Consider the following 26,465-nt stretch of genomic DNA (forward strand, 5'->3'; position numbering starts at 1 on the left):
GTATTACTAACATACTGGATTTTATGGATAATAACCTATTGTAGGTGACTTGGGGCATTGTTTGGAGAAATACAGTTTTGCGTCTGCTTTTAATTAGTAATTAGCTTGGTAAGTATATTATCAAATCGTTCTAGGGTTGTTCGTTATTTTGTTGGGGGGTTAAGCTATATTAATATTAAAAATACGCTTTAAAGCTTTCTTACCGTAGGTAGTAAAAATAATTTCTCGATAACCTTTTGTTTTCTCTATCCATTCTTTTTCTGCAAAAAATTTCAATAGTAAGGTTCCTGCTAGTCCGCCTAGGTGCATACGTCTTTCACTCCAATCCAAACAAGCACACGCTATTTTTCGTTTTGTATTAGGATCAATGTCGATACCTAATTTTTTAAATTGATTGGCACCAATCATTGATAATTTATTTTCTCTAGCTGTAAACCAGCCATTTTTATCCATAAATTCGTAGATCTGAACGGCAATTTCTCCGGCTAAGTGATCATAGCAAGTACGTGCCTTTCGCAGATGAATAGGTGTTGTTATAGGTGGGATGTACTCCAATTTCATGGATACCCCCATTAATGTTTCTAATAATTCGGCAATGTCTGTGCCTGCAAGCCTATAATAACGGTGTCTTCCTTGAGATAGACAACTAATTAAGTGGTTGTTTAAAAGTTTAGTTAAGTGTGCACTCGTTGTTGATGGGGCTATATTTGCAGCTACGCTTAATTCTGTTGCTGTCCAAGCCCTGCCATCCATTAATGCACACAAAATACTGACCCTTGAAGGGTCAGCAATCGCAGAGGCAACTTTTGCGATAGATTGTTCTAATGGCTCTTTTTCTTCAATGGGAATACTATCTTTGCTTGGTATCATGGTTGGCTTTCCCACTTCTTTGTTACTTCAGCGGCTAATATATTGTTGTCTGTTATTAATATTAACCTGTTATTGTGGTCGCTGTATTGAACAAGGATATTAATTTGGTGAAGTGCGAGTTGAGAAACAATTTCTCCAAGTTCGCCAGGACGTTCTTGTTTTAATTTGCGGATCACTGGTTGTATGATACTTTCAACCTGTAAACCCTCAGTAGTTAAGGCATCTCGTGCTTTTTCTGGCTGGGTAACAAGAAAGTGAGCATGACTTTTTTCTTCGATAGAAAAAACGCCACCACCTTCAAGGCCAATACCATGTTTCCCTAATGTTGTCGCCAATAGTGCTAAAGCACCTACTTGGTTTTCAATAATCACATGAATATCATACATCAAAGCTATCCTCGTTATTGAATGAGTAATCCTTTAAGGTATGGGCAACTCGAATTCGATAATGGGAAAAAATGGTTTGTTGTCCTTCAACTTGTGCATCGATATGCATGAAATGGTTTTTCCATTGTTTTACTGCTTCTTCTGTTTCCCACCATGAAAGTGAGAGAATTTTTCCTTCTGTTGTAATAGATTGAAAGCGTTCGACAGCAATAAACCCGTCAATGTGCATAAGTTCAGATTTAAGTTTGGCTGCCAATTCAAAATAACGCTCTTTTTGCACTGGTATTGGGATGGCTTCAAAAATTACGGCAATCATAAAACTCTCCTTAATGTAGAAGCTCAACTATAACGGTTTAATTTATAGATACTTCGATGGTGAGCGAAATATTAAAAATAGGAGAGGAATGTAAAAAATGGGAAAGAAGGGCGTGGGTTACTTTAAGGACTGATATAAACTATAACCTGCTATTGACCCTGCAACATCATAGGCAAAATCATGCCAACTCCACCCAGTACCATTAGGCCTGCTGTCATAAAGCTCTTTTGCTGCGCCAAGAGAAACTGAAAATAGAATACCAAATATGGCAGCATCGCGGTGTTGCATGTTTTGTTTATCTGCATAAGCATTACCAGCCGCAGCCATCGCGGCTGAAAATGCAAAATGCTGCGCTTTATCTTTACCTTGCCAATTATCATTAGCCCAATGAAAACCAGTACATCCTGTTGAAATGAATATAAGTAAGCTAATGATCAGTGATTTAAACATTTTTGGTAAGATACCTAAAAAATTAAAGTAGCAAAGTAAAAGCGCCACCGGAGTGACGCTTTGTTTAAATTCTAAAGGATGCGGCTAATTAAGCGATCGACTCGTATTCGACGTAGTCGTCGGATTAATTTCTTCACTTTAACAGGATAGGTTTGGATGCTATCCAGTTCACGAAAATGGCTAACAACCTTAGTATGAGTTCGAATGCACTCTAGCTCGTGATTGCGTTGCTCTTGCAGCTGTTGTTTTGGATCGTGAATTAATACTGCGTTTTCAAGATCTAACCCCCAAGCGCGTGGGTTTAAGTTGTTACCTGTGATCAATTGCCAGTGATTATCAACCCACATCCCCTTTAGGTGATAGGTATTGTCTGCGTCTTTCCAGAGCCTAACTGTTAACTGCTGGTTATCAATAAAGCGTTGCAAGCGACTAACAAAACGGCGCAGGTTGATCTCATAAAGGTATGGCAATGCACCAATAATTTTAAATGGCTCTTCAGGTGGGATATAGAAGTCGTTGGCAGTTTTGTCACCAATGATAATTTCTACTTGTTTGCCATCACGCAGTAACCGACTAATAACCCTAACTAACACCGCAGGCAAATTAAAATAAGGCGTACAGATTGTTAGTTTATTGTTTGTTGCACCCATTAAATGCGTGATAACACGGTTTAAATCGTTTTTCTTACCGAGACCAACAAAGGGAGTGACGGACAGCTCATCATTAGTTGCATTCCCTGAAAATTGATAGGACGCTCCCCGTAAGCCCAAACGAAATTGTTTAATTAAATGCTTAAACTCAGCTGTTTTTGGTCGAGTTGGCGTATTTAATAAATGAATGGCATCAGCTTGTAGTAATGCGTCATCAATAAATTTTTTCATTGATGCGGTAAGTTGGCTATTTTTGATCAGGTGATAGCGGTCGTAACGGTATTTACTATGACGTTGTAAATAGACGTCATTAATACTAGCCCCGCTATAGAGCAGAGTATCATCAAATAAAAAGCCTTTTAGATGCAAAACACCCAGAGCTTCCCGTGTATTTACAGGGATGCCGTAGATAGGGATTTCAATTTCAGGGTAATGTTTTGCAACATCATAATACCAATCGGCATTAGTGGCGTTTGCTGCAACCCCGATGCGACCTCGCTGAGCACGGTGCCAGTCTACGAGAATTTTGATATCCAATGATGTATTAGCTTGTTTTGCAGCGTATAAAGCATGAAGTACGTCTTTACCTGCATCGTCTTTCTCTAAATACAAAGCCGTTATGTAGATAGTATTTTGAGCCTGAGAAATTTGTTTAAGCAGTTCATCACGAAAATCTTCTGTCTTATATAGCGTTTTTACATCAGCAATTTCTTGAGAGAGTTTTGGTAAACTTAACAAATATTGTTGATGTTTTGCTTGTTTTAATTTTGACAACATCACAGTGTAAATTTTCTCTTATTAGTCTAATAGCAACTCGCTTTGCGCACATTTTTAAGCGAATGATCTATGGATGATAGCATATTTAGCTAAACCATTTAGTATAAATTGACGACTTGTTTAATTACTATACAAGTTAAGCCGTGTCCTTAGATATTTCTATAAGTGAAGTGTCAGATTAACGACTCCATCTTCAAATTGAACGTCAATCTCAAAACCAAGTTTTTTAGCTAGGCTTATCATATTGCGGTTTTCAGGCATAGTTATGGCTGTTAGCTTTTTAATGCCGTGGCTTCGCGTATAGTTAAGTAACTTTTGCATAAGTTGATAACCGAGCGTTTGCCCTTTCATATCAGAGCGAACCAGTACTGCAAATTCAGCCTCTTGGTTATCAGGATCAGCCATTGCTCGCGTGACGCCAATAATTTCAGGCGTAGTATTGGGGTTTTTTACCGCAACGAAAGCCATTTCACGGTCATAATCAATCTGTGTCATATTGGCAAGATCATCGTGGGTAAATTCGCTGATCTCGCTAAAGTAGCGATAATAAAGATCCTCTTTAGTCACTTGCTCTATAAAGGATTTTAGCAAAGGTTCATCTTCAGGGAGGATCGGTCGTAGTAAGCAGGTAAGATCTTCTTTTAAATGAATTGTTTCTTCTAGCTCACTAGGATAAGGGCGAATTGCCAGCCTTGATGTTGTCGCATCATCTGTTGGGCTTAATGCCATGGAGACATCAAGTAAAGTAAATTCATCCCCTGAGGCGAGCAATGGATGAATATCTAACCTTGTAATATTTGGGCAATCAATAATTAAATTTGAAACTCGTACTAATAAAGCAGATAACCCTATGATGTTTAATGGTTCTAAAGCACTTCGGGATTTTATTTTATAACCTTTAATAGCATTAATAACTAGGTAGCGAGCTAAAGCCATATTTAGCGGAGGAAGAGCTACAGCAGCTTGGCTCTCTTGTTGCCACTCAATACCACCTTCTCCTAACATGATAAGAGGGCCAAAGACAGGGTCTAGTTCAACAGCGATCCTGAGCTCTTGAGCACCTGCTCGATTAGCCATACTTTGTACTAGTAGCCCTTCAATTCGTGCATTAGGGAAATTTGTTGAAACACGTTCCATAATCGCTTTAGCTGCATCTTCTACCTCTTTAGCATTGCGTAAATAGAGCATGACCCCTTGTACTTCTGACTTGTGTACAATATCGGGAGAACGTAGTTTTAAAGCAACGGGGTAACCAATTTTCTCTGCGATTTCAATGGCTTCATTGCTCGAATGTGCAATCCAGGTGGGTAAGCTATTTAACCCGTAGGCTTTTAAAATTGGCTGAACTTCATGAGTATCCAAGTGTAGCTTATTATTTTCCAATGCTTGCTGAATATATTCATGAGCCTGTTGCGTATTAGCGGTGATACCTACTGGGAGGGCTGGCGTTTCTTTTAATTGTTTTTGGTTACGGCGATATTCCACCATATGCATATACGCCGTGATTGCCCCTTCTGGAGTGCGGTAGGTAGGGATCCCAGCTTCACTAAATAGGCGACGAGATTCTTGAGAGGAATATTCTCCACACCAGTTGGTTAAAATGGTTAGCCACTTTCCGCGTGGGTGTTGCTTAATAGTTTTAATAATTTTTTCTGCCATGGTTTTACTTTCAGTTATCGCACTGGGAGTGTGGATAAGTAACAAAGCGTCATGGTCATGGCTATCGAGCATTTTGTTCAGTACATTGATATAGCGCTCAACGGTGGAATCATCTCCTAAGTCAATCGGATTTTGTGTCGATAAATCAAGAGGTAATAGTGAACTTAATTCATTTTCTGTTTCAACACTTAACGTTGCAAGTTTACCATTACGTAAGAGAAGTTCGTCTAATGCCATCGCGGCTGGGGCAGAACCATTACTCATGATTGAAAGACGCTCACCGCGTAATGGAGTCATATAGCTTAATGTCTCAACCGCAGAAAACATTTCGTGAGTATCTTGCACGCGAAGAAGACCTGCACGCTGGATAGCAGCATCGTAAGCGGCATCTAGGCTAGGTTTATCGCCCAGTAGTTTTTGTGCTTTGCGGGTTCGACCACTTTTTATCACTAATATAGGTTTATTGCGTGAGGCACTGCGAGATGATGATAAGAAACGTCGTGCATCACTAATGCTCTCAAGGTACAACAAAATAGCGCTGGTTTTGCTGTCACGCGCTAAGTAATCGAGTAAATCGTCAATATCTATATCGATGCTATCACCAAGGGCAATAAAATAAGAAAAACCGATGTCTCGGTGCCTTGCCCAATCCAGAACGGTATTCGATACAGCAGCAGATTGAGAGATAAAAGCGAGTTTTCCTTTTAAGATTGGTATTGGAGAAAAACTTGCATTCAAACCTTGCCATGGGGCGAGAAAACCTAGGCTATTCGGGCCTAATAGGCGAATTTGATATTGCTGGGCGACTTTTTTTAATTCATTAAACTGAATGGAAGGGGATGATAAAATAATAACCACTTTACAGCCAGCTTCCCCTAATTGCTGTAAACAGGAGATATTACGTGAGTAATGGGTACAGATAACGGCAAGATCAGGTTTGAGGGGTAATTTATCTATAGAAGGATAAGCAAGTACGCCGAGGACAGAGTTTCGGTTTGGATTAACAGGTAAAATAGGACCTTTAAAACCGCTGGTAAGTAGGTTTTTCATCATCACCGAACCTGCACGGCTCGGGTTTTCAGATGCTCCCACGACAACGATAGACTTTGGCCGGAATAAAGATTCTAACTGACTGACTAAACCCATGGTTGATAACCCTTTGCTTTGCTGAACGAGATAAGCGTTCAATAGATAAAAAGTGGCTGAGTGATACTTATGAATACTATTCCTTATCTTTGAGATTGCGCTAGTTTATCTGGTGAGTTTAATTAATTTATACAAGCACGTTCACGTTTTATCAGCACGACGATCTAAAAGTTGTCATTTAATGGTACTGGGCTCGAAAAGAAAGAGAAAAACAGTACCAATAAATAGTTAGAGGTGGGATTCGGTAAGTAGCTTCTGTGCAATAGGGTGATGCGGTTTCCCTTCAAGGTATTTTTGACGGAAAAGATTGAAGTGGCTAAAGAGTTGTTGTGAAGCGTCTAAATCTCCCGCTAATTCTAAAACGGTAGCTGCAACTTCGGCGGTACAATGTTGTTCTTCCCTTGATGGCGTACGGAGTAAGTAGTCAGTTCTTGCTTTGGTATTAATTGAAAGCATTGGAATATCATTAAGATAAGGGCTTTTTCGAAACATTTTGCGTGCTTCAGGCCAAGTCCCATCGAGTAAAATAAATAAAGCGGGTTTATCCGACAAAGTCGGTTCATTGACCACGATGCGTTCATTTTGAGCGTAGCTTTCTGGAAAAATAAGGTAAGGCTGCCTTGTGGTGTCTTGCAGTGCCGCCAATAGCTGCGCATCAGGCTCTGTTCTTGACCATTGAAAGGCCAAAGTGTCGGGCAAAACATCCGCAATCAACTTTCCTGTATTACTTGGCTTAAATACCTCACCATCAAACATAATCAAGCAAAATTGGCTTTTTGCTTGTGATGATATGGTGTCTTGGCATAGGCATTGTGGGTTAGGTAACAAACAATATTGGCAACGTTTTACTCGGCAGCCTCGTGCCCTAAACGGTTTAGTCGATAATGCGAGGCGCTGTTGACGCAGGTGATAAACGGCATTCGAAGTCATGTTGAATTATATTTTTTAGGCCTAAAATTAAGGCGCATATTGTACGCAAAACGATTTCTATACGATAGAAGTATATTCAATAACTTTTAGATGAGATAATAGTGCGAATCGGTAGCGTAGCCATGCAACATCATGTAATCTTCGCGCCATAGCTTAGTGTAGGGGATAGTGATGAACGACTCGAATGATTTTAGTGGTAAAAACGGCAAAGTAAAAGTGATGTATGTCCGCAGTGAAGAGCAGGACAACAATAAAGGTAATGATAAACGCCGAGGCGGTGGCCGTGATGATAGGCGCGGTAATGACAAGCGTGGTGGTGATAGACGAGATGGTGCCCGTCAAGATCGTGGTGGTCGCTCAAGCCGCCCTGAAGGTGGGCGTGAAGGTCGCCGCTCTGATAACCGTAATGAAGCACCTCGCGAGCGTTCACCATGGCGCACTGTTTCTAAGCCAGATAGCGAAGAATTAACGAATGACCATGGCGGAATTGTTGGTAAGAGCCAAATTGACCCTGAACAATTGCGTAAGCAGCGCCAAGAAGAAACTCGTATCTATGGTGAGAATGCCTGCCAAGCCATGTTTAAAAACCGCCCTGATGCGATTGTTCGCGCATGGTTCTTGCAATCTGTCACACCGCGTTTTCGTGATGCGTTAAAATGGATGGCGGCAAATCGCAAAGCTTACCACGTTGTTGATGACGAAGAGTTATCGAAAGCATCGGGAACAGAACATCATGGTGGTGTCTGTTTTATCATTAAAAAACGCGGTGGAATGAGTGCTGATGCTTACTTGCAGCAAGCGGCAGGTAATGACTGCGTATTAGCACTGGAAGATGTGGGAAATCCACATAATCTGGGCGGAATTATGCGTAGCTGTGCGCATTTCGGTATCAAAGGTGTGATTTTGCAGGATGTGGGCATGCTAGAGTCTGGGGCGGCAATTCGCACTGCAGAAGGTGGTGCTGAACACATTAAAGCGATTGATGCAGATGGATTGACAGATACTTTGGATAAATTCCGCAAAGCGGGTTATACCATTGTGACGACTTCTAGCCATAAAGGCAGTCAAGATCTCGCAAAAGCGAAGTTACCGGCCAAAATGGTCTTAGTTTTAGGCCAAGAGAGTGATGGTTTAAGTGATAGTACGTGGGATCAAGGCGATATGAGTCTCTATATCGGTGGAACAGGTAAAGTGGAAAGCTTGAATGTCTCTGTTGCAACAGGAATTATGTTAGCCCAGTGGTGGCAACAAAACCAAGTTAAATAACCACCTACGTTTTATCAGAAAAATAAGACCATACATAAAAGGATGTATTCCCGCTATGTATGGCTTTTTTATATCTATCACCAAGTTATTCACTGGGTTGGGCTAATTAATGAGCACCACCACCGTCTTTTGAACCTGCCCCAAATGGTGGCTTAGCGAACCAGACAATGACCATCAGTAGGATAAAAATCCCAGCTGAGAGCCAGAATATCTCATTTGCTGACATAATCAGTCCTTGGTCAGTAATCGTTTTAGCAAGATAGGCCGCACTTTGCTGCTCATTCATGCCTATTTTCGCCAGTTCACTGTACATCTGTTGGGCATTTGGGTTATATGGGTTAACAAATTCAGCGAGGTTTTCATGATGCATTGACTCTCTTTGGGTCCACATTGTTGTGGTGATTGATGTCCCAATGGCTCCAGCTAGGGTACGAGTAAAGTTAGATAAACTCGATGCAGAGGCCATTTTTTCTGGCGGCAGGCCAGATAATGTAATGGTTGTCAAAGGCATAAAGAAACAAGCGATGGCTAAACCTTGCACAAATTGCGGCCAAGCAGCTTCGGCAAAACTCATCCCAGGTTCGAAAGTATAAGCACGCCAATAGTAGCAAACAGCATAGATAATAAAGCTGAATGTAACTAAATAACGCATATCAATTCGGTTACCAAAACGCCCTATAATTGGCGTAATCAATAGCGGTAATAATCCTACAGGTGCAGAGGCTAACCCAGCCCATGTTGCGGTATAGCCATAAACTTCTTGTAGCAATTGCGGCAGTAGTACAATCGTTCCAAAATAGAGCATGTAAGCAAGGCTTAAGGACAAACAGCCAATCGTAAAATTGCGTTCTTTAAATAGGGATAAGTCGATGACAGGATGGTCATCGGTGAGTTCCCATACAATTAAAAAGGCAATAGCGACAACGGCAATAACGGTCAGGACGATAATTTCAGTTGAGTTAAACCAATCCAGCTCTTTGCCTTGGTCAAGCATAATCTGTAAAGCACCAATACCAACAACTAATAGTACTAAACCAATAGTATCAATGCGCTGAATAGATATTTTAGTTTCACGGCCTTTTAAGGTGCGCATGATGGCAAAAATGATCGCAATACTAAATGGTACATTGATAAAAAATATCCAGCCCCAATGGTAGTTATCACTAATATAACCACCAAGAATCGGTCCGCAAATCGGAGCAATAACGATAGTCATTGACCAAAGGGCGAGGGCCATATTGCGTTTGGCTGGAGGATAATTGTTAAGCAGTAGGCTTTGAGATAAAGGAATGAGTGGTCCTGCGACTAAACCTTGTAAAACTCGGAATAAGATCAGCATCTCTAAGCTGCCAGAAATACCGCACAGCCATGAAGTTAAAGCGAATAAGCCTGTAGACCATAAAAATAGCCTGACTTCACCTATCCTACGGGCTAGCCAACCAGTGATGGGGATGGAGATCGCATTGGCAACGCCGAAAGAGGTTATTACCCAAGTTCCTTGCGAGTTGGATGCCCCCAAGTTTCCCGCAATGGTTGGAATAGCTACGTTAGCAATGGTGGAATCAAGAACTTGCATAAATGTTGCCAATGAAAGAGCAATTGTCATCCATGCGAGTTTTGATCCCGTTAAAGGTGCTGTCGTCACGATTGCACCTCCACTATTTGTTTCCTAGGTTATTATTAATTATCTCAGTAACTATTTTGTCCGCAGGAGACATATCTACAGCTAATGCAGCAGTATGGTAAGCAGGGGTATCACGCATCCCTTTAGAAAGCACTTTGCCATTTTTATCTAATGTATCAACCGTAACTTCGGTGGATAAACCGATACGTAATGGATATTCTTCAAGTTGGTGTTCATCTAAGGCTATACGTACGGGTAGGCGTTGGACTACTTTGATCCAGTTACCACTGGCATTTTGTGCGGGTAATAAAGAGAACGCGCTACCTGTTCCCATATCAAGTCCCACAACAGTACCGTTAAATACGATATCTTTACCGTAAAAATCAGTAATGACCTTCGCAGGTTGGCCGATACGCATATCCGCAAGTTGTGTTTCTTTAAAGTTCGCATCAATCCACATACCATTGGAAGGAACAATGGCCATTAATGGGGTTGAAGGGGTGATTTGTGAACCCACTTGTACACTGCGGCGTGAAACATAGCCATCAACAGGGCTGACGATTTTCGTCCGTTGCAAGGTGAGCCAAGCGTTTCGAACTTGTGTTGCTGCTTGCTCTACTGCGGGTTGTTTTTCAATTGAGCTATTTAAAACTATGGCTTGATTAGCATTATATTGTTCTATTGCCATGTCTAATGCCGCTTTAGCACTGACGACAGCTTCTCTTGCGTGTTGTAGTTCTTCTTTACCAATGACATGGCTACTACCTAAAACTTCTCGACGTTTTAAATCATTTTGCAACCGGTTTAATTCAGAACGTTTGACCTCAATATTGGCTTGTAGCTGGCGGCTATTAACCATGTGCTGGCGGGTTTGACGCACACTATTTGCTAATTCTGTTTTTGCTTTATCGAGAGCTAATTCAGCATCTCGTGGGTCCAGTTCAACCAAAACAGTTCCACTTGTCACGAAATCTGTGTTGTCCACATTGACAGTCATCACGCTGCCGGAAACTTGGGATTGTATTTGTACTTGGTTTCCCGCGACATAAGCATTATCCGTTGATTCATAGTGACGAAGAACGAGATACCAGTAAACTCCCCAGCCAACACCTATAATAATAAATATTAGAGTCAATAAGATAAGCGCACTTTTACGTTGCCTTTTTTTATTTCGTTGGGGAGTTTGCGTTTGTTGCATTTCCTCAGGGGAACTCATACTCGTATTTCTCCACTTCTCTGGATAAGGATCACGGTTGTTTCCAGTAGTTAGGTAATAACCACTGGAAACTGAGACTACAAATGATTTTGCTGTTTGATGGGATATCGTAAAGCATAAGGGTGAAAGGATAATGAAATATTATGGGCTGAAAAGTTTTTTTTCACCTTTGAGCTTAAGAATGGCTCAAATACATTAACCTTACAAATGTTATGGTCAATCTTTTATAGTATCCAGTTTTGTCAGTAATTTACGCATCAGCGTGTTAAGCTGTTGTTTCTCATCAGCATCTAAAACAGACCAAATATCAATTAATGCGCTGTGTTGAGGTGGTAATAGGCCATTTAAAAACTCCGTCCCTTTTTCTGTGAGGTGTAGATGAAGGCAACGTCTATCGTTGTGACTTTCTTTGCGCTCAATCCAACCATTTTTTTCCAGTTCATCTGCAATTCGTGTTGCATTGGTTCGTGAGGAACCAAGAGCCGCACTGAGTTCAGATGGCTGAATACTGCGGGAGTCTTTTGTATCAAGGATCATAAGTGCCATAAACAGGGTTTCATTAATACCTTGAGACCTTAACATATTATTTCGTGTTTCAAGTAACTTCCCATGAACATGCATGCATAGGCGTGTCAGTAGGATTTCTTGATACGGAATAGGACTTTCATGTGAATCTTGTTGTTCTACACGAGCATTGAGTAGCTCTTCAGTTGGTGTAAATGAACTTTCCATTATTGGGATACCTTATTAGTTTCAGTTGGTAAGATTACAACTGTCATCAACCATCTAAATGGTATATTAAAAGATAGAATTAGCAATTATACTTAATTAATATCGCCGATTTTATTTTGATAATGATACATGATTCATAAATTTTATGAATGTAATTTACCTATTTTTGTATAGCAGGCTGACCTTTTTACACTGATAGTGTCATTTTTGGTTATAAAACAACCAAGTCAATGCTTAATTAAAGGTTAATTTCAATCATACAAAACAATATATAATCACACGACATTAACTCAATACCATTTTTTTTGTTACCCAATAATTACAACTTAGATAGATATTTTTAATGGATAGGTGTAATTACTTATTTTTGTATAATTTAAACATTATCTGATATAGCAATAATTTGATTTATTAACAGTTATACTACCTTTTCATAGAGTCATTGTATTTGTTTAACTGTGTCATTCCCTAATATTTACTTTGTTTACTATTACGGTTGATAATTATTGGCCTTATGATGAACTGTTTATTTATTCAATATTCAACAGATTTGATGGGTAAAATTGAGTCACATAAGTTTAATGTATTATGAGATTTTATATGTTTATGTGATCTCGAAAATTTTCATCATAAAATGTATTGATACAGATATCAGTTATGTTTAGTCATCAGTTGTGGTGATGATGGGATCATAGCGAATACCGATAGCCCAAATAATTAAACTTAGAGTGGTTAAGATTGCACCTGCAATCGCAACTCCCTCCCAACCCGCGTGTTCATAGGCATAGCCTGAAAGTAGAGATCCTAGTGCGCCCCCAATGAAATAGCTGGTCATATAGCCTGCCGTCAGGCGGTTACGAGCTTCAGGTAATATTCGATATAACGTACTCTGACTGGTGACATGGACGGCTTGTACTGCAAGGTCTAGCACCAAAATACCAATGATAAATGCGACCAGGGAATATTTCGCTAAACCGATGGGTATCCAGGATAATAGTAATAACACCAACCCACTAGTTGTAATGAGCTTTCCTTTGCCTTTATCGACAAGATGCCCTGCTTGGGAGGCCATAATGGCACCTGCGGCACCGGCTAAGCCAAATAAACCTATAGTCCCTTCGGAATAACTGAATGGCGGACTGGCTAATAAGAAAGCCATTGCGGTCCACAGTAAACCAAAATTGGCAAATGATAATGCACCGAGAGAAGCGCGTACCGCAAGCACTGGAGTGCCGAAAAATAACCGGCCAATAGAACCAAGGAGCTGGAAGTAGTTTAAGTTAGTTTTTTGATGGTAGCGGGGGAGCTTAATGGCTAGAACAATCATTAACAGCATCAATAATGCAAAAGCCACCCAATAGATCGCTCGCCAGCCACCGACCATAGCAACAGCACCTGAAACCGTTCTTGCAAGTAAAATGCCCAGCAATAACCCACTCATAATCATTCCTACCGCTTTACCGCGTTTATGAGGCTTAGCAATAGATGCTGCTAGTGGGATCAGGACTTGTGCAACAACTGAAAATAGTCCAGTAAGGGCGGTACCTAAAAGGATTTGCCAAATATTATTTGAAAGCGCTGTAATTAATAGCCCTAATGCCGAAAGAAAGGTCATCGTTAAAATTAAACGCTTGCGTTCAAACAAATCTCCCAACGGGACTAAAAAAAGTAAACCTGCCGCATAGCCCAGTTGGGCCGCGGTGACAATAAATCCAGCCATATTAGTGGTTAAATTAAACTGCCCCGCAATGGTGTCTAAAAGCGGTTGAGCATAGTAATTACTGGCAACGACAAGACCTGTGGCAATGGCCATTAAAATAGTGAGGCCCGTTGTTAGCTCTGCAGTTTGGGTCTGTTTCATGAGGATTACCTATTATTAGCTAGGCGTCTACTATAAACAAAATTTATTACCTTGGTTTATTTCTTTTTGTCATTGATGTAAAAAAGCCACCGGCTAGGGTGGCTAAGGTGACTTAATCGAGCTGTTTATACTTACTTAGCGGCTTCTTGTGCTTCTTTTACCCAGCCATCAAAAGTGGATTGATGGGCTTTGATCCAAGCATTTGTGTGGCGCTGAATATCCGATTGAGATGCTTCACCATTATGCATTCTTAAGTTTTGCGCGTTAATATCGGCAATAGGTAGTTTCATTACTTCAAATAATTTTGCTGCAGCAGGGTTATCTGCAGCCCATTTTTTATTGGCGACAATATGCATGGTATTTGGTGGGAAACCATAGTTTTTTCCGTTAGGTAATGTGGTGTCTGTTTTTTCACCGTTTGGCATTGATGAGAATGGCACTTCTAACCAAACTACATCACGGCCCGGCTTGAGGACATCACTTATCCAATAAGGCGTCCACGTATAATATAAAATAGGCTTACCTTCTTTATATCGGGTAATGGTATCTGCCATCATTGCCGCGTAGTTCCCTTGGTTATGGTCAACCGTTTTTTCTAAGTCATAGGCTTTTAAATGGTTATTGATGGCTGCTTCACAGCCCCAACCTGGGTTACATCCCGTTAAATCCGCTTTACCATTACCATTTGAATCAAAGAGTTTGGCAATTTTAGGGTCTTTGAGTTGTTCAACATTGGTAATTTTGTATTTTTCAGAGGTTTTTTTGTCGATGAGGTAGCCTTGAGCCGCATTGACAACATAATTACCTTGACGATAGAACACATTATCACCACCAGCGGCGTCATATTGCGCATTATGTAAAGGAACCCAGCTGGTGGCTAAGTAAGTCGCATCACCGTTCGCAATTGATGCGTAAGCGACATTATAGTCGACTTCTTTGATCGGTTGGACATCATAGCCGAGTTCTTCAAGGGCTTTCGCAACAATCAGTGTTTGGAATGTCTCCTCACTGATCGTACTTTGCACAGGGTTAATTTTTACCCCTTTACCTGGCAGGTCGTTAGCACCTGCAAATGGGACGGTAAACATGGCTGTTAGTGCAGATGCAAGAATGATTTTATGTTTCATTATATTGTTCCCTCTGTTTTTTCGCAGCGAGCTTGGCTTTAAAGTTAAGAGCCAAGTTAGGTGCCACGTGAGTGGCACTTAGGTGAATGGAGGATGTTCTGATTAATGGTTTTTTTTACAAAATGGGCGCATGACTAGCCCAATAGGGCCTTTTTGATACCAACGACATGATGTTTTGCCGCGAGTATCTTGCCCTAAAGATTGGGTAAAACGGTCTAAGATGATAGCCAGAATAACAATACCGACCCCTCCGACAGACGCGAGACCCATATCAAGGCGGCCAATACCCCGTAAGACCATCTGGCCTAAGCCTCCAACGGCAATCATTGAGGCGATAACGACCATCGACAGCGCTAACATCAAGGTTTGGTTCACCCCGGCCATAATGGTTGGCATTGCTAATGGCAATTGCACTTTAAACAGCATTTGGCGTGGACTTGCACCGAATGATTCAGCGGCTTCAATTAAGTCAGCTGGGACTTGTTTGATCCCTAAAATGGTCAAACGAATGATTGGCGGTAAAGCAAATATAATGGTGACGACGACACCAGGTACATTACCGATACCAAATAACATAACAATCGGGACTAAATAGACGAATGCAGGTGTGGTTTGCATCGCATCAAGTAATGGGCGAATAATCTTAGCGGCTCTATCACTACGTGCCAACCAAATACCCAGTGGTAGTCCTATCACAATACAAAACAGTAAAGATGTGAGCACTAGAGATAGTGTCACCATCGCTTCTGACCAAGCACCAATCGCCCCGATGGCTATCATCGAAATAAATGTGGCTACACCCATTGCGCGTCCGGCTAATTGCCAAGTGAGTAATGCGAAAATAATAATGGCAACAGGAGCTGGTAGTGATGTAAGAAATTGTTCAAACCCGCTCAGAATGAAATCAATGGGGGCGCGTATTCCTTGGAATACAGGACGAAAGTTGAGAACAACCCAATCGATAGCATGCGTAACCCATGAATCAAGGGGGATCAGTGTGTGTTGGAAGGGGTCCATAATATTAAACTGATCGGGCACGATGCTATCAGTCGGTGCGGCATCAAGCCAATCACTCGAACTGGTATCAGCGGGTGCTGTTGTGTCTGATGCATTGCCCCAAGGATCATCCGCAGAGGTATTTGTCTCGCTAGAGCTTGTCGCTGCCCATGGGTCATCAGCTGGTGTATTTTCAGTACCTTGTGTTGGTGTCTCAGTGACTTCAGTATCAGCCCATGGATCTTGCTGGTTCGTCGTTGTTTCTTGATTTTGCTTACTCATTTGGTGTCTCCTTATCCAGCGCTTGTAACAGCATTCCTTTTGAAATCACGCCTAAATACCGGTTTTTTTCGTTAATAACCGGAACGGCGCAAGGGGCTTGTGCTACTGTAGAAATAACTTCATTTAAGGATGTATCACCTTGAATTGGTTCAATATCAGTTAAAATTGCGGCTTCTATACCTGCTTTTTCGTGAAGCGCTTTTTCTAAGGATTCAACAGAAACTACTCCGGCAAAGGTATGTCCTCGGGAAATTAAATAACCGTGATAGCGATCTTCATCATTAAGGACTTTTAGCGCGGAACGGGGACCAAAACCCGGTGCGATGTGTAATAGGGCATTTGGCCGCCTACGCGCGATGTCCTTAGCGCTGAATACTTGGCTGATATCCACACCGCGGAAAAAGGTCTTAACATAATCATTCGCTGGATTATTGAGAATTTCATCAGGCGTACCAACTTGAACGACAACGCCTCCTTGCATAATGGCAATGCGGTCACCAATTCTCATGGCTTCATCAAGATCATGAGAAATAAAGACAATAGTGCGTTGCTTATCTCCTTGTAAGGAGAGCAGTTCATCTTGCATTTCAGTACGAATTAATGGGTCAAGGGCTGAGAACGCTTCGTCCATTAACAGAATATCAGGGTCATTGGCTAGTGCTCTGGCTAACCCGATACGCTGACGCATCCCACCCGAGAGCTCATCTGGGTATGAATTCGCCCATTTTTCAAGATTAACTTGCTCAAGTGCATTCATGGCTTTCTTATGGCGCTCTTCTTTTGGAATACCAGAAAGTTCCATACCAAAAGCGGTGTTATCAATGACGTTCATATGTGGCATCAATGCAAAGGATTGAAACACCATACTAATTTTTGTTCGCCTAACTTCGCGCAATGCTTTGTCAGAGATATTGGAAATATCCTCTCCATCTATCATGACTTGCCCGCTAGTAGGTTCTATCAGGCGATTGAGGAGGCGCACCAAGGTAGATTTTCCTGAGCCAGAAAGTCCCATGACAACAAAGATTTCGCCTTCTTCAATCGTCAGATTAACATCTTGAACACCTACGGTTAGGCCTGTTTTTTCAAAGATATCATCTTTATTCATACCTGATTCTAATAGCTTAAATGCTTGATCAGGATTGTCCCCAAATATTTTATATAAGTTTTTAACTTGTAATTTTATTGCCATATATTATTTACCCAATTTTCAATCAATAAGGAAAATGAATTACCTGTATTGAGAGTGATGAATTCTATAGTGATAGTTAACACTATGTTTCCTAACTATGATTATCCTTTGAAAATTATTAGGGCATAGATTCCTGTATTTAGTTTAATTGATTAGCTAATTATGGATTAAATTCAAATTCCTCCGTTTGAGTTATTAGTAAAATTTGCAAGCAATAAACCCTAGCATAATAAAATCAGCTGGCAACCCTAGGTTAAGTATAATTAATCAAAAAATTTAGAGGTGAAAAATGATTTTATTAATATAAATAAAAGTGTCATTGAGCTATAGGATGATAATTTTTATGATTTCCATATCAAAGTTAACTTACTGGTGAGGTTGAATTTATTCAAAAATAATTCACTTTGCTTTTATTAATATGGGGACTATTAAGTTTATTCAATTTTTAGGTGGATAGATGTTGAACTGATGGATAAAAAAATTGAATTTAATAGCTTATTGATTAATCAAATTAATGTAAAATGAAGTGAAACTTGATTGAATTGAAATTTATGGCCAGATTAACTCATTAAAAATGAGTAATTAAACAGATATACATATAAAAAACGAATAAATCAGTCTATTTTTTGAACTAAAAAATACCATGACAAATAAAATCATTATAATTCATCATGGTATGGTTTTTGTTGTGAATGATGTTTATCAATAAACTAAATTAAAGCTTTGGTTAAAAGTCCCAGTCATCATCTTCGGTACTGACTGCTTTACCAATAATATAAGATGAACCAGAGCCCGAAAAGAAATCATGATTTTCATTTGCATCAGGAGATAAAGCAGATAATATCGCAGCACTGACATCGGTGACCGTATCAGGAAATAAGGCTTCATAACCTAAATTCATTAATGCTTTATTCGCATTATAATGAAGGAATTTTTTGACATCTTCTGACCAACCAACTGTGTCATAAAGTTCTTGTGTATATTTTACTTCATTTTCATATAAATCGAATAATAATGAAAAAGCAAAATCCTTAATTTCTTTCTGAGTATTCTCATCATATTGTGCTAATGATTTTTGAAATTTATAGCCAATATAATAGCCATGTATGGCTTCATCACGAATAATTAAGCGTATAAGATCTGCGGTATTGGTTAATTTGCCTCTACTTGACCAATACATTGGTAAATAAAAACCTGAATAAAATAGAAATGATTCTAAAAAGACACTTGCTATTTTTTTCTTTAAAGGATGTGAATCACAATAATAAGATAGGATGATCTTAGCTTTATTTTGTAATGCATTGTTTTCTTCACTCCAGCGGTATGCATCATCAACATCAACCGTTGAACAGAGTGTTGAAAATATTGAACTATAAGAGCGAGCATGTACTGCTTCCATAAAGCTAATATTCGACAAAACCGCTTCTTCATGGGGGGTCTGAGCATCTGGCATTAAGCAAGGTGCACCGACCGTATTTTGAATCGTATCTAGCAGGGTAAGACCAGTAAATACACGTATCGTCAACTGTTTTTCTGCAGCAGTTAGGGTATTCCAAGACGGAATATCATTAGATAATGGCACTTTTTCTGGAAGCCAAAAATTGCTTGTTAATCGGTTCCATACTTCTAAGTCTTTATCATCCTGAATACGGTTCCAGTTAATGGCTTTTACAGGTGTGTTAGATGCGCTGGTGGTCATAATATTTTCCTATTACAAAGTGCAAGATACGCAGCCTTCGACTTCAGTTCCTTCGAGGGCAGTTTGGCGTAATCGGATGTAATACAATGTCTTGATTGCTTTTCGCCAGGCATATATTTGCGCTCGGTTAATATCTCGTGTGGTGGCATCATCTTTAAAAAATAGAGTCAAAGATAAACCTTGGTCAACGTGCTGAGTTGCCATGGCATAAGTATCAATAATTTTTTCAGGGCCGATTTGGTAAGCATCTTGGTAATATTCTAAGTTTTCATTCGTCATGAAAGGAGCAGGGTAGTAGACACGACCAATTTTACCTTCTTTACGAATTTCAATTCGTGAAACAATCGGATGAATGCTTGATGTTGAATTATTGATATAAGAAATGGACCCAGTAGGAGGTATTGCTTGCAAGTTTTGGTTATAAATCCCATAGGTAATGACAGACTGCTTTAAAGCTTGCCAATCTTCACGAGTTGGAATTTCGATACCCGAACGTCGGAATAATTCCTGAACGGTTTGTGTTTTTGGTAGCCAAATATTGTTGATATATTTATCAAAATAATCACCAGAGGCATAGGTTGAATGTTCAAAACCAACAAATGCAGTTTTTCTTTCGATGGCTAATTGGTTTGAAGTTTTTAATGCGTAATAGGTGACCGCATAAAAATAGATATTGGTGAAATCGAGCGCTTCTTCTGAGCCGTAATAAATATGCTCCCTTGCCAAGTAGCCATGTAAATTCATTTGACCTAACCCAATCGCATGCGATTGTCGGTTACCTTCAGCAATGGAAGGGACAGAGCGAATATCGCTCATATCGGAAACTGCGCTCAATGCTCTAACAGCTGCAGCTATTGATTGGGCGAAATCCGGTGAATCCATTGTTTTAGCAATATTCATGGAGCCTAAATTACAGCTAATATCTTTACCAATTTGTTGATAGCTCAAATCGTCTTCATAAACGCTAGGGCGATTAACTTGCAGTATTTCTGAGCAAAGATTGCTCATATTTATGCGCCCTGCGATAGGGTTAGCTCGGTTGGCAGTATCTTCAAATAAAATATACGGATATCCAGATTCAAACTGAATCTCAGCTAAAGTTTGGAAAAATTCCCGAGCATTAATTTTGTATTTTTTTATCGCTTTGTTATTGACCATCTCATGGTATTTGTCTGTAACGCTAATTTCAGACATAGGAACCCCATAGATGCGCTCAATATCATAAGGAGAGAACAAATACATGTCCTGGTTATCTTTCGCTAGCTGGAAAGTAATATCGGGGATAACGACCCCTAAAGAAAGTGTTTTAATCCGTATTTTTTCATCTGCATTTTCACGCTTAGTATCAAGAAAACGCATAATATCAGGGTGATGAGCATGCAAATAGACGGCACCGGCGCCTTGCCTTGCACCTAATTGGTTGGCATAAGAAAATGCATCTTCTAACATTTTCATGACAGGAACAACACCAGAAGACTGGTTTTCAATCAGTTTTATTGGGGCGCCTTGTTCCCGCAAATTGGTCATTAGAAAGGCGACTCCGCCACCTCGTTTGGATAGCTGCAAAGCCGAATTCACAGAGCGGCCAATAGATTCCATGTTGTCTTCGATTCTTAAAAGAAAACAAGAGATTAGCTCACCGCGTTGTTTTTTACCGCAGTTAAGGAAGGTGGGAGTTGCAGGTTGGAAACGACCTGTAATAATTTCATCGACATACAATTTAGCAAGAGATTCACTCCCTTGCGCAAGCGTTAAAGCAACCATACAAACGCGATCTTCATAGCGTTCGAGATAGCGTTTGCCATCAAAAGTTTTCAGCGTATAGCTCGTGTAATATTTAAAGGCACCGAGAAACGTTTGAAAACGGAATTTATGAGCGTATGCCTGTTTAAATAGTGCTTTGATAAATTCAAAGTCATATTGTTCTAATACACTGTTTTCGTAATAATTTTCTTGTACTAAAAAGTCTAATTTTTCTTTTAAATCATGGAAAAATACGGTGTTTTGGTTCACATGCTGTCGAAAATAGTGGTGAGCCGCTTCTTTGTCTTTATCAAATTGAATACGGCCTTCATTATCATATAAATTCAACATCGCATTGAGCGCATGATAATCCACATCTGATATATTTTGCATTTTATCCATTTGGAATAACTCTAGTTGTTTGTACGTTGCCAAAACGTTTTTAGGCCTTGTTGAACGGACTGAACATCTTTATCAGTACCAAGAAGTTCAAAACGATATAGGTAGGGGACATGGCATTTTTGCGCAATGATATTTCCAGCTATCGCATAGGCATCACCAAAATTGGTATTACCCGCAGCAATAACTCCGCGGATAAGTGTGCGGTTGACTTCAATATTAAGAAATTGGATCACCTCTTTTGGGACAGCACCTTTGCTACCACCACCACCGTAGGTCGGCAGTAATAAAACATAAGGTTTTGTCGCAATTAGACTATTTTCGTGGCTTCCAATAGGCAACCGCGTTGCTGGGACACCTAGCTTTTCAATAAAGCGATGGCAATTTCCTGAGCGACTTGAAAAATAGATGAGTGATTCCGTTTTCATAACACCACCTAAGCGGCTAATAAGCTAATCATGTCTGGTCGAAAACCTGCCCAATGTTTGTCTCCCGCAATAACAACAGGAACTTGCTGGTAGCCTAATTTTCTGACTAATTCAAGAGCTTGGCTGTCTTCAGTAAGGTCAATGATTTGGTAGGAAATAGATTTGCGATCTAAGGCTTGATAAGTTGCATTACACTGAACGCAGTTAGGTTTACTATAAATGGTAATCTCAGCCATGTTATTTACCTTTTGAATGTTTAATAGCAGTAAAAATAAGGTGCGTGACATATAAATACTATATATAGATTTTTAACTTATCAACCACACAATATGTAGTGAATAGAAAATATTGAATGATAATTATTCTAATTATTAGCTAGGTGGTTATTAACATTGAAAATAAAAAAGTATGGTATTGGATGATTCAGATAGACTCTCTAAGAAAAAAGATCATTGCAAAGTGGAAATAATTTACTCTATAACTGTATATACAATCAGGTAATTGAGTCCTTTTGAGGAGATACTATGTACCATCAATATTTAGCAACACCGGATAAATTTCCTAAACCGTGGATACATATTACGGCTGATGATGACGGAATAACGAGCCTCTATTTTGTGGATGAAAAAACAGAAAAAGAAACGAAGAATGAGCACTCCAAGCTTTGTGTGAAAGAATTAAAGGAATACTTTAATCATAAAAGAACCGTTTTTACGGTTGCATTAAATCCACAAGGAACAGAATTTCAGAAAAAAGTGTGGAAACATCTTTGTGGGATCCCTTACGGGGAGCGATGGAGCTATAAAGATTTGGCGTTAAAGTTAGGCTCCGTAAATTATTGTCGTGCGGTCGGTATGGCAAACTCACGTAATCCAATCTCATTAATTGTTCCTTGTCATCGCGTACTTGGGCATGATGGAAAATTAGTGGGGTATACAGGGGGCTTAGATATTAAAGATTGGTTACTTTTGCATGAGAAGTAAACACTGAATAATTAGCTATAGGTAATACTATTAGTTGTAATAATTACTATTGATAAGAATTATTGTCGAAATCAGAACCTATTCTATCGATAAATAATATTTTTTTATCTTTTTAGTCCATTTTCGTGATCTAGGTTGTAGACAAGTAACTGAGAAATCTGATGTACTGAGCTTGATACAGATGGTGTGTCTATTTTATTTTAAAGGTAATATTTGATGTCTAAAGTTAAAGGTAACGTTAAGTGGTTCAACGAATCTAAAGGTTTTGGTTTTATCACTCCAGAAGATGGTAGCAAAGATGTATTTGTTCACTTTTCTGCGATTATGGGCGATGGTTTCAAAACCTTAGCTGAAGGCCAAAAAGTGGAATTTGAAATTACTGAAGGTGCTAAAGGCCCATCTGCTGCTAACGTTATTCCTCTGTAATTTTTATAATTAAGATTAAAACGAACAGCTGAAAACTCGCCCTAGATAGCTAGGGCGAGTTTTTTTATTTATAAAAATAAAAAAGGCCTGATATAAACCAGACCTTTTCATCAATAAATTGTCTATAAATTAAACAGTTGAGATTATTTAACTTCTTCGCCTTTAGCTTGTAAATCGGCATGATAAGAAGAGCGAACGAATGGGCCACAGGCTGCGTGAGTGAAGCCCATTGCCATGGCTTCTTCTTTCATTTCATCGAACTCAGCAGGGCTGACATAGCGTTTGACGGGTAAGTGATGGCGACTTGGTTGTAAGTATTGGCCTAGTGTAAGCATCGTTACACCATGACGACGTAAGTCGCGCATAACCTCGATAATTTCTTCATTGGTTTCACCAAGACCGACCATTAACCCCGATTTAGTTGGGATATTTGGATGTGCTTCTTTAAATTTTTCGAGTAATTTTAAAGACCATTCATAGTTAGCGCCAGGGCGAACTTGGCGGTAAACACGTGGCACATTTTCAAGATTATGGTTAAACACATCAGGTGGTGTTGCGGTTAAAATCTCTAATGCGCGATCCATACGGCCGCGGAAGTCAGGAACCAGCGTTTCAATTTTAATTGATGGGCTTTTTTCACGAATAGCACTAATGCAATCAGCAAAATGCTGTGCTCCGCCATCACGTAGGTCATCACGGTCAACAGACGTAATGACGACATAGCGTAGTGCCATATCTTTAATAGTTTGCGCTAATTTTTCGGGTTCGTTGGCATCTGGTGCATTTGGGCGACCATGGGCAACATCACAGAATGGGCAGCGGCGGGTACAAATAGCCCCCAAAATCATAAAGGTCGCGGTACCATGGTTAAAACACTCAGAAAGGTTAGGGCATGATGCCTCTTCACATACAGAGTGTAAGCCATTTTTGCGCATGGCTGCTTTAATGCCTTGAATACGAGTGGAATCAGCAGGAAGCCTAATTTTCATCCAGTCAGGTTTACGTAGAATTTCTTCTCGTTCAGTCACAACGTTTTTGACAGGGATCAGCGCCATTTTGTCGGCGTCACGATATTTAATTCCGCGTTCTATCTGAATTGGTTTACTCATAATATGACGGTTCCAGTTATCTTTTATGCTGATGGATAAGTGATAATTCTAAATAAAACCGAATGGAGACTGTTATCCATTCATTAAAATATTTTTTAAAAATGTTAAAAAATTATAGCATTATTATTGAACAATATGAAATCCTAGTGTGTCACAGAATTGGCGAATTAGCACAGGCTGAACATCGGAAACTGATACTTTGGGAGCAAGATTACTCATTTGAGTCATCTTTAATTCACTGTAACCACAAGGATTAATACGATTAAAGGGTTCAAGGTCCATATCAATATTTAATGCGAGGCCATGAAAAGAACAGCCTTTCCTTATGCGTAATCCGAGGGAGCAAATTTTGTCGCCATTAACATAGACACCGGGAGCATCAGGGCGAGGATACGCTGCAATATTAAAATGGGCAAGGGTATTTACGACGGTATTTTCTAATGCGGTAACTAGCTCACGAACACCAATTTTATTGCGTTTTAGATCGAGCATAACATACATCACTTGTTGCCCTGGCCCATGATAGGTAACTTGGCCGCCTCTATCACTTTGGATAACAGGGATATCACCAGGGGCAAGAACGTGCTCCGCTTTTCCTGCTTGGCCTTGGGTGAATACGCGAGGATGTTCAACTAGCCAAATTTCATCATGGGTTTCTGGCGTACGGTGTTCTGTGAATTGGTGCATCGCATCAGATACTTGCTGATATGGCGCGAGCCCTAACTGACGTATGATTATCGCTCTTTCTGACAAAGTTTTAACATCCACATGGAAAAATAAGTGTTTAGTATAACGCTGGTGGTAAGTGAGTGCTAGTTCTGTCAATGTTAACGATAAACATAGTTTTATACTTTAATTGTGATGTCAGACTGATAAAATTTTTTAGGTAAAATAAAAATTGGGAAAGCGATACATGACTTTCCCAACGATGTTAATCTTTTTTAATCGTTATTGGTTGGAGTGTTTAAAGACGATAGGAACCTCTGAAAATATTAGATAACTGTTTTTAATTCAGTAACATTATTATCTAACTTTTTAAGTTCAGAATATATATCAGTTAGTTTGTTTTCATATGTAGAAAGCGTAGACAACGCTTTTTGCTTATCGATATTGGCTTGTTCTACTTTCATCGTTAAGTCATCGAGCTCGTTTTCCATTTGTACCAAAATAGGCGGTTCTGGATCCCTGCTTGTTTTTTTCGTCTCGCTTAGATTCTAAAGCTTTCAATTCATCTGGGGTGATTGTTGATATTTTATGTTCTAAATCATTAAACTTGTTTTCATATTAAAGAAAAACTTGCTTTGCCTTTTCAGCATTTATCGTTGCCTTACTGTGTAAATCGGTAAATTTTTTTAATTTTATTTTTAGCTGGTGAGTCTACTAAATTATGTTTTATTTACATTTTCTAACCTACTAAAAGCGATAGAAAGTGCATTTGGTGTGATTGATTTTGTCACGAAGTACTCCTTGTTACGTATTGAAGTATAGTGGTCAATAAATATTTTTGTATTAACGGCACCATAATGATATTCGGTTGTTATTTTTTAACGAAAGTACGTTACACTTGTGGATTCAAGTCTAGAAGTGAATATTGTTGAAATGTGTAGATGAAACATGAAGAAAGTGTATTCAATAAAAGTAAAATTTTATGTGCTTTTATAGTTAATGCTAATCCTTTGAGAATAAGATATAAAAATATAATGAAGGAGGGGCCATCCTCCTCCATTATAAACTTAACTAATTACTTGTAGGCTCCATGATGGTAACCAGGGGTTGCTTTATTGAATTCACTCTGTGCTTCCTTCAATCTTGCTTTGTTCTCTGCTAGGGATGCTTGGTATTGTGGAGAGTTAATTTTAAACTCATAAGCGTCATTTTTTTCTTTTCGTAAAAAATTATTATTTGCTTGAGCTAAGATCCCTCTAATATTTTCAACTTGACTTGTAAGGGTATTCAAGGTTTTTATTTTTGATGAATTATGCTTGTAAGAAGAATTGCTTATGTTTTCTTTTAAATGTCTGATTTTTTTATTAAGGCGAACGATTGCATTGGCATTTTTTTGCACATTATTATTAGCATTCTCCATATGGTAAATTCTCTCAAAAAGATTGAATTTACCATTTAATAGAGATGACGATATTTTATCTAAGCCTTTTACGTTTTGGCTTACTGATTTTATTTCATTTTTTAGCTTTTTT

Annotated in this window: 25 protein-coding genes; 3 read left to right on the forward strand and 22 right to left on the reverse strand. The window is 39.4% G+C overall.

What is annotated here, in order from left to right:
• Positions 1-159: 159 nt before the first annotated feature.
• The 7 genes from PSF31_RS20040 to PSF31_RS20070 form a co-directional block, all read right to left on the reverse strand.
• Positions 160-870: an ArsR/SmtB family transcription factor gene (locus tag PSF31_RS20040; RefSeq protein WP_096864976.1), complete on the reverse strand. Its 711-nt coding sequence runs from the start codon at positions 868-870 to the stop codon at positions 160-162.
• Positions 867-1,256, reverse strand: a complete 390-nt coding sequence (locus PSF31_RS20045; protein WP_004257151.1) for a hypothetical protein — start codon at positions 1,254-1,256, stop codon at positions 867-869. Before PSF31_RS20045 ends, PSF31_RS20040 begins: the two co-directional genes overlap by 4 nt.
• Positions 1,249-1,572 (reverse strand): antibiotic biosynthesis monooxygenase family protein, encoded by a 324-nt coding sequence (locus PSF31_RS20050; protein WP_094961787.1) that lies wholly within the window; start codon positions 1,570-1,572, stop codon positions 1,249-1,251. The genes PSF31_RS20045 and PSF31_RS20050 overlap by 8 nt, the downstream gene beginning before the upstream one ends.
• 117 nt (positions 1,573-1,689) lie before the next feature.
• Complete coding sequence (locus tag PSF31_RS20055) at positions 1,690-2,022, reverse strand: YfiM family lipoprotein (RefSeq protein ID WP_094961836.1); 333 nt, start codon at positions 2,020-2,022, stop codon at positions 1,690-1,692.
• A gap of 71 nt (positions 2,023-2,093) precedes the next feature.
• The gene (pssA, locus tag PSF31_RS20060) at positions 2,094-3,449 is read right to left on the reverse strand and encodes a CDP-diacylglycerol--serine O-phosphatidyltransferase (protein ID WP_094961788.1); all 1,356 of its coding nucleotides are present in this window, start codon (positions 3,447-3,449) and stop codon (positions 2,094-2,096) included.
• A gap of 159 nt (positions 3,450-3,608) precedes the next feature.
• The gene (locus PSF31_RS20065) at positions 3,609-6,254 is read right to left on the reverse strand and encodes a bifunctional acetate--CoA ligase family protein/GNAT family N-acetyltransferase (RefSeq protein WP_096864975.1); all 2,646 of its coding nucleotides are present in this window, start codon (positions 6,252-6,254) and stop codon (positions 3,609-3,611) included.
• A gap of 228 nt (positions 6,255-6,482) precedes the next feature.
• Entirely contained in the window at positions 6,483-7,184 is a 702-nt protein-coding gene (locus PSF31_RS20070; RefSeq protein WP_096864974.1) for a tRNA-uridine aminocarboxypropyltransferase, read from the reverse strand.
• A gap of 171 nt (positions 7,185-7,355) precedes the next feature.
• On the opposite strand from PSF31_RS20070, the gene PSF31_RS20075 reads away from it, so the two are divergent.
• Complete coding sequence (locus tag PSF31_RS20075) at positions 7,356-8,450, forward strand: tRNA/rRNA methyltransferase (RefSeq protein ID WP_096864973.1); 1,095 nt, start codon at positions 7,356-7,358, stop codon at positions 8,448-8,450.
• A 106-nt stretch (positions 8,451-8,556) separates the two neighbouring features.
• Here the strand turns inward: PSF31_RS20075 and emrB are convergent, their stop codons facing one another.
• From emrB to nrdH, 11 genes are all read right to left on the reverse strand, one after another.
• Positions 8,557-10,095, reverse strand: a complete 1,539-nt coding sequence (gene emrB, locus PSF31_RS20080; protein ID WP_036957964.1) for a multidrug efflux MFS transporter permease subunit EmrB — start codon at positions 10,093-10,095, stop codon at positions 8,557-8,559.
• Between the two features lie 13 nt (positions 10,096-10,108).
• Complete coding sequence (emrA, locus tag PSF31_RS20085) at positions 10,109-11,290, reverse strand: multidrug efflux MFS transporter periplasmic adaptor subunit EmrA (RefSeq protein ID WP_096864972.1); 1,182 nt, start codon at positions 11,288-11,290, stop codon at positions 10,109-10,111.
• A 216-nt stretch (positions 11,291-11,506) separates the two neighbouring features.
• Positions 11,507-12,022: a transcriptional repressor MprA gene (mprA, locus tag PSF31_RS20090; protein WP_004257124.1), complete on the reverse strand. Its 516-nt coding sequence runs from the start codon at positions 12,020-12,022 to the stop codon at positions 11,507-11,509.
• 661 nt (positions 12,023-12,683) lie between these two features.
• On the reverse strand, positions 12,684-13,883 hold the full coding sequence (locus tag PSF31_RS20095; protein ID WP_096864971.1) for an MFS transporter: 1,200 nt from the start codon (positions 13,881-13,883) through the stop codon (positions 12,684-12,686).
• A 131-nt stretch (positions 13,884-14,014) separates the two neighbouring features.
• A complete protein-coding gene (gene proX, locus PSF31_RS20100) occupies positions 14,015-15,010 on the reverse strand; it encodes a glycine betaine/L-proline ABC transporter substrate-binding protein ProX (protein WP_096864970.1) in 996 nt (331 codons plus the stop codon).
• Between the two features lie 102 nt (positions 15,011-15,112).
• A complete protein-coding gene (gene proW, locus PSF31_RS20105; protein WP_096864969.1) occupies positions 15,113-16,288 on the reverse strand; it encodes a glycine betaine/L-proline ABC transporter permease ProW in 1,176 nt (391 codons plus the stop codon).
• Entirely contained in the window at positions 16,281-17,480 is a 1,200-nt protein-coding gene (proV, locus tag PSF31_RS20110) for a glycine betaine/L-proline ABC transporter ATP-binding protein ProV (RefSeq protein ID WP_004257111.1), read from the reverse strand. The genes proW and proV overlap by 8 nt, the downstream gene beginning before the upstream one ends.
• A 727-nt stretch (positions 17,481-18,207) precedes the next feature.
• A complete protein-coding gene (nrdF, locus tag PSF31_RS20115) occupies positions 18,208-19,179 on the reverse strand; it encodes a class 1b ribonucleoside-diphosphate reductase subunit beta (protein ID WP_094961793.1) in 972 nt (323 codons plus the stop codon).
• A 12-nt stretch (positions 19,180-19,191) separates the two neighbouring features.
• On the reverse strand, positions 19,192-21,324 hold the full coding sequence (gene nrdE / locus PSF31_RS20120; protein ID WP_096864968.1) for a class 1b ribonucleoside-diphosphate reductase subunit alpha: 2,133 nt from the start codon (positions 21,322-21,324) through the stop codon (positions 19,192-19,194).
• Between the two features lie 11 nt (positions 21,325-21,335).
• A complete protein-coding gene (gene nrdI, locus PSF31_RS20125) occupies positions 21,336-21,749 on the reverse strand; it encodes a class Ib ribonucleoside-diphosphate reductase assembly flavoprotein NrdI (protein ID WP_004257105.1) in 414 nt (137 codons plus the stop codon).
• 8 nt (positions 21,750-21,757) lie between these two features.
• Positions 21,758-21,985 carry a glutaredoxin-like protein NrdH gene (gene nrdH, locus PSF31_RS20130; protein WP_036957963.1) on the reverse strand — a complete coding sequence of 76 codons (228 nt, stop codon included), beginning with the start codon at positions 21,983-21,985 and terminating at the stop codon, positions 21,758-21,760.
• Between the two features lie 288 nt (positions 21,986-22,273).
• Between nrdH and PSF31_RS20135 the strand changes: the two genes are divergently transcribed.
• Entirely contained in the window at positions 22,274-22,732 is a 459-nt protein-coding gene (locus PSF31_RS20135) for a methylated-DNA--[protein]-cysteine S-methyltransferase (protein ID WP_004257101.1), read from the forward strand.
• Positions 22,733-22,948: 216 nt separating this feature from the next.
• A complete protein-coding gene (gene cspE, locus PSF31_RS20140; RefSeq protein ID WP_004257099.1) occupies positions 22,949-23,158 on the forward strand; it encodes a transcription antiterminator/RNA stability regulator CspE in 210 nt (69 codons plus the stop codon).
• Between the two features lie 143 nt (positions 23,159-23,301).
• Here cspE and lipA read toward each other — a convergent pair whose 3' ends face one another.
• The 4 genes from lipA to PSF31_RS20160 all read right to left on the reverse strand — a co-directional run.
• Positions 23,302-24,267 (reverse strand): lipoyl synthase, encoded by a 966-nt coding sequence (gene lipA / locus PSF31_RS20145; protein ID WP_004257088.1) that lies wholly within the window; start codon positions 24,265-24,267, stop codon positions 23,302-23,304.
• A gap of 123 nt (positions 24,268-24,390) precedes the next feature.
• Positions 24,391-25,035, reverse strand: coding sequence for a lipoyl(octanoyl) transferase LipB (gene lipB, locus PSF31_RS20150; RefSeq protein WP_096864977.1), 645 nt, complete (start codon positions 25,033-25,035; stop codon positions 24,391-24,393).
• Between the two features lie 224 nt (positions 25,036-25,259).
• Entirely contained in the window at positions 25,260-25,397 is a 138-nt protein-coding gene (locus PSF31_RS20155; RefSeq protein WP_164560942.1) for a hypothetical protein, read from the reverse strand.
• 611 nt (positions 25,398-26,008) lie between these two features.
• On the reverse strand, positions 26,009-26,465 hold a 457-nt coding region (locus tag PSF31_RS20160), incomplete at its 5' end, for a hypothetical protein (RefSeq protein ID WP_272683289.1).

Origin of the sequence: Providencia sp. PROV156, assembly GCF_028480905.1 — a bacterium.
GTDB lineage: Bacteria > Pseudomonadota > Gammaproteobacteria > Enterobacterales > Enterobacteriaceae > Providencia > Providencia hangzhouensis.

What these genes read in the sequence shown, in the direction of transcription:
- PSF31_RS20040 (WP_096864976.1), bottom strand. Translation starts at nt 870, where the DNA reads ATGATACCAAGCAAAGATAGTATTCCCATTGAAGAAAAAGAGCCATTA.
- PSF31_RS20045 (WP_004257151.1), bottom strand. Translation starts at nt 1,256, where the DNA reads ATGTATGATATTCATGTGATTATTGAAAACCAAGTAGGTGCTTTAGCA.
- PSF31_RS20050 (WP_094961787.1), bottom strand. Translation starts at nt 1,572, where the DNA reads ATGATTGCCGTAATTTTTGAAGCCATCCCAATACCAGTGCAAAAAGAG.
- PSF31_RS20055 (WP_094961836.1), bottom strand. Translation starts at nt 2,022, where the DNA reads ATGTTTAAATCACTGATCATTAGCTTACTTATATTCATTTCAACAGGA.
- pssA (WP_094961788.1), bottom strand. Translation starts at nt 3,449, where the DNA reads ATGTTGTCAAAATTAAAACAAGCAAAACATCAACAATATTTGTTAAGT.
- PSF31_RS20065 (WP_096864975.1), bottom strand. Translation starts at nt 6,254, where the DNA reads ATGGGTTTAGTCAGTCAGTTAGAATCTTTATTCCGGCCAAAGTCTATC.
- PSF31_RS20070 (WP_096864974.1), bottom strand. Translation starts at nt 7,184, where the DNA reads ATGACTTCGAATGCCGTTTATCACCTGCGTCAACAGCGCCTCGCATTA.
- PSF31_RS20075 (WP_096864973.1), top strand. Translation starts at nt 7,356, where the DNA reads ATGAACGACTCGAATGATTTTAGTGGTAAAAACGGCAAAGTAAAAGTG.
- emrA (WP_096864972.1), bottom strand. Translation starts at nt 11,290, where the DNA reads ATGAGTTCCCCTGAGGAAATGCAACAAACGCAAACTCCCCAACGAAAT.
- mprA (WP_004257124.1), bottom strand. Translation starts at nt 12,022, where the DNA reads ATGGAAAGTTCATTTACACCAACTGAAGAGCTACTCAATGCTCGTGTA.
- PSF31_RS20095 (WP_096864971.1), bottom strand. Translation starts at nt 13,883, where the DNA reads ATGAAACAGACCCAAACTGCAGAGCTAACAACGGGCCTCACTATTTTA.
- proX (WP_096864970.1), bottom strand. Translation starts at nt 15,010, where the DNA reads ATGAAACATAAAATCATTCTTGCATCTGCACTAACAGCCATGTTTACC.
- proW (WP_096864969.1), bottom strand. Translation starts at nt 16,288, where the DNA reads ATGAGTAAGCAAAATCAAGAAACAACGACGAACCAGCAAGATCCATGG.
- proV (WP_004257111.1), bottom strand. Translation starts at nt 17,480, where the DNA reads ATGGCAATAAAATTACAAGTTAAAAACTTATATAAAATATTTGGGGAC.
- nrdF (WP_094961793.1), bottom strand. Translation starts at nt 19,179, where the DNA reads ATGACCACCAGCGCATCTAACACACCTGTAAAAGCCATTAACTGGAAC.
- nrdE (WP_096864968.1), bottom strand. Translation starts at nt 21,324, where the DNA reads ATGGATAAAATGCAAAATATATCAGATGTGGATTATCATGCGCTCAAT.
- nrdI (WP_004257105.1), bottom strand. Translation starts at nt 21,749, where the DNA reads ATGAAAACGGAATCACTCATCTATTTTTCAAGTCGCTCAGGAAATTGC.
- nrdH (WP_036957963.1), bottom strand. Translation starts at nt 21,985, where the DNA reads ATGGCTGAGATTACCATTTATAGTAAACCTAACTGCGTTCAGTGTAAT.
- PSF31_RS20135 (WP_004257101.1), top strand. Translation starts at nt 22,274, where the DNA reads ATGTACCATCAATATTTAGCAACACCGGATAAATTTCCTAAACCGTGG.
- cspE (WP_004257099.1), top strand. Translation starts at nt 22,949, where the DNA reads ATGTCTAAAGTTAAAGGTAACGTTAAGTGGTTCAACGAATCTAAAGGT.
- lipA (WP_004257088.1), bottom strand. Translation starts at nt 24,267, where the DNA reads ATGAGTAAACCAATTCAGATAGAACGCGGAATTAAATATCGTGACGCC.
- PSF31_RS20155 (WP_164560942.1), bottom strand. Translation starts at nt 25,397, where the DNA reads ATGAAAGTAGAACAAGCCAATATCGATAAGCAAAAAGCGTTGTCTACG.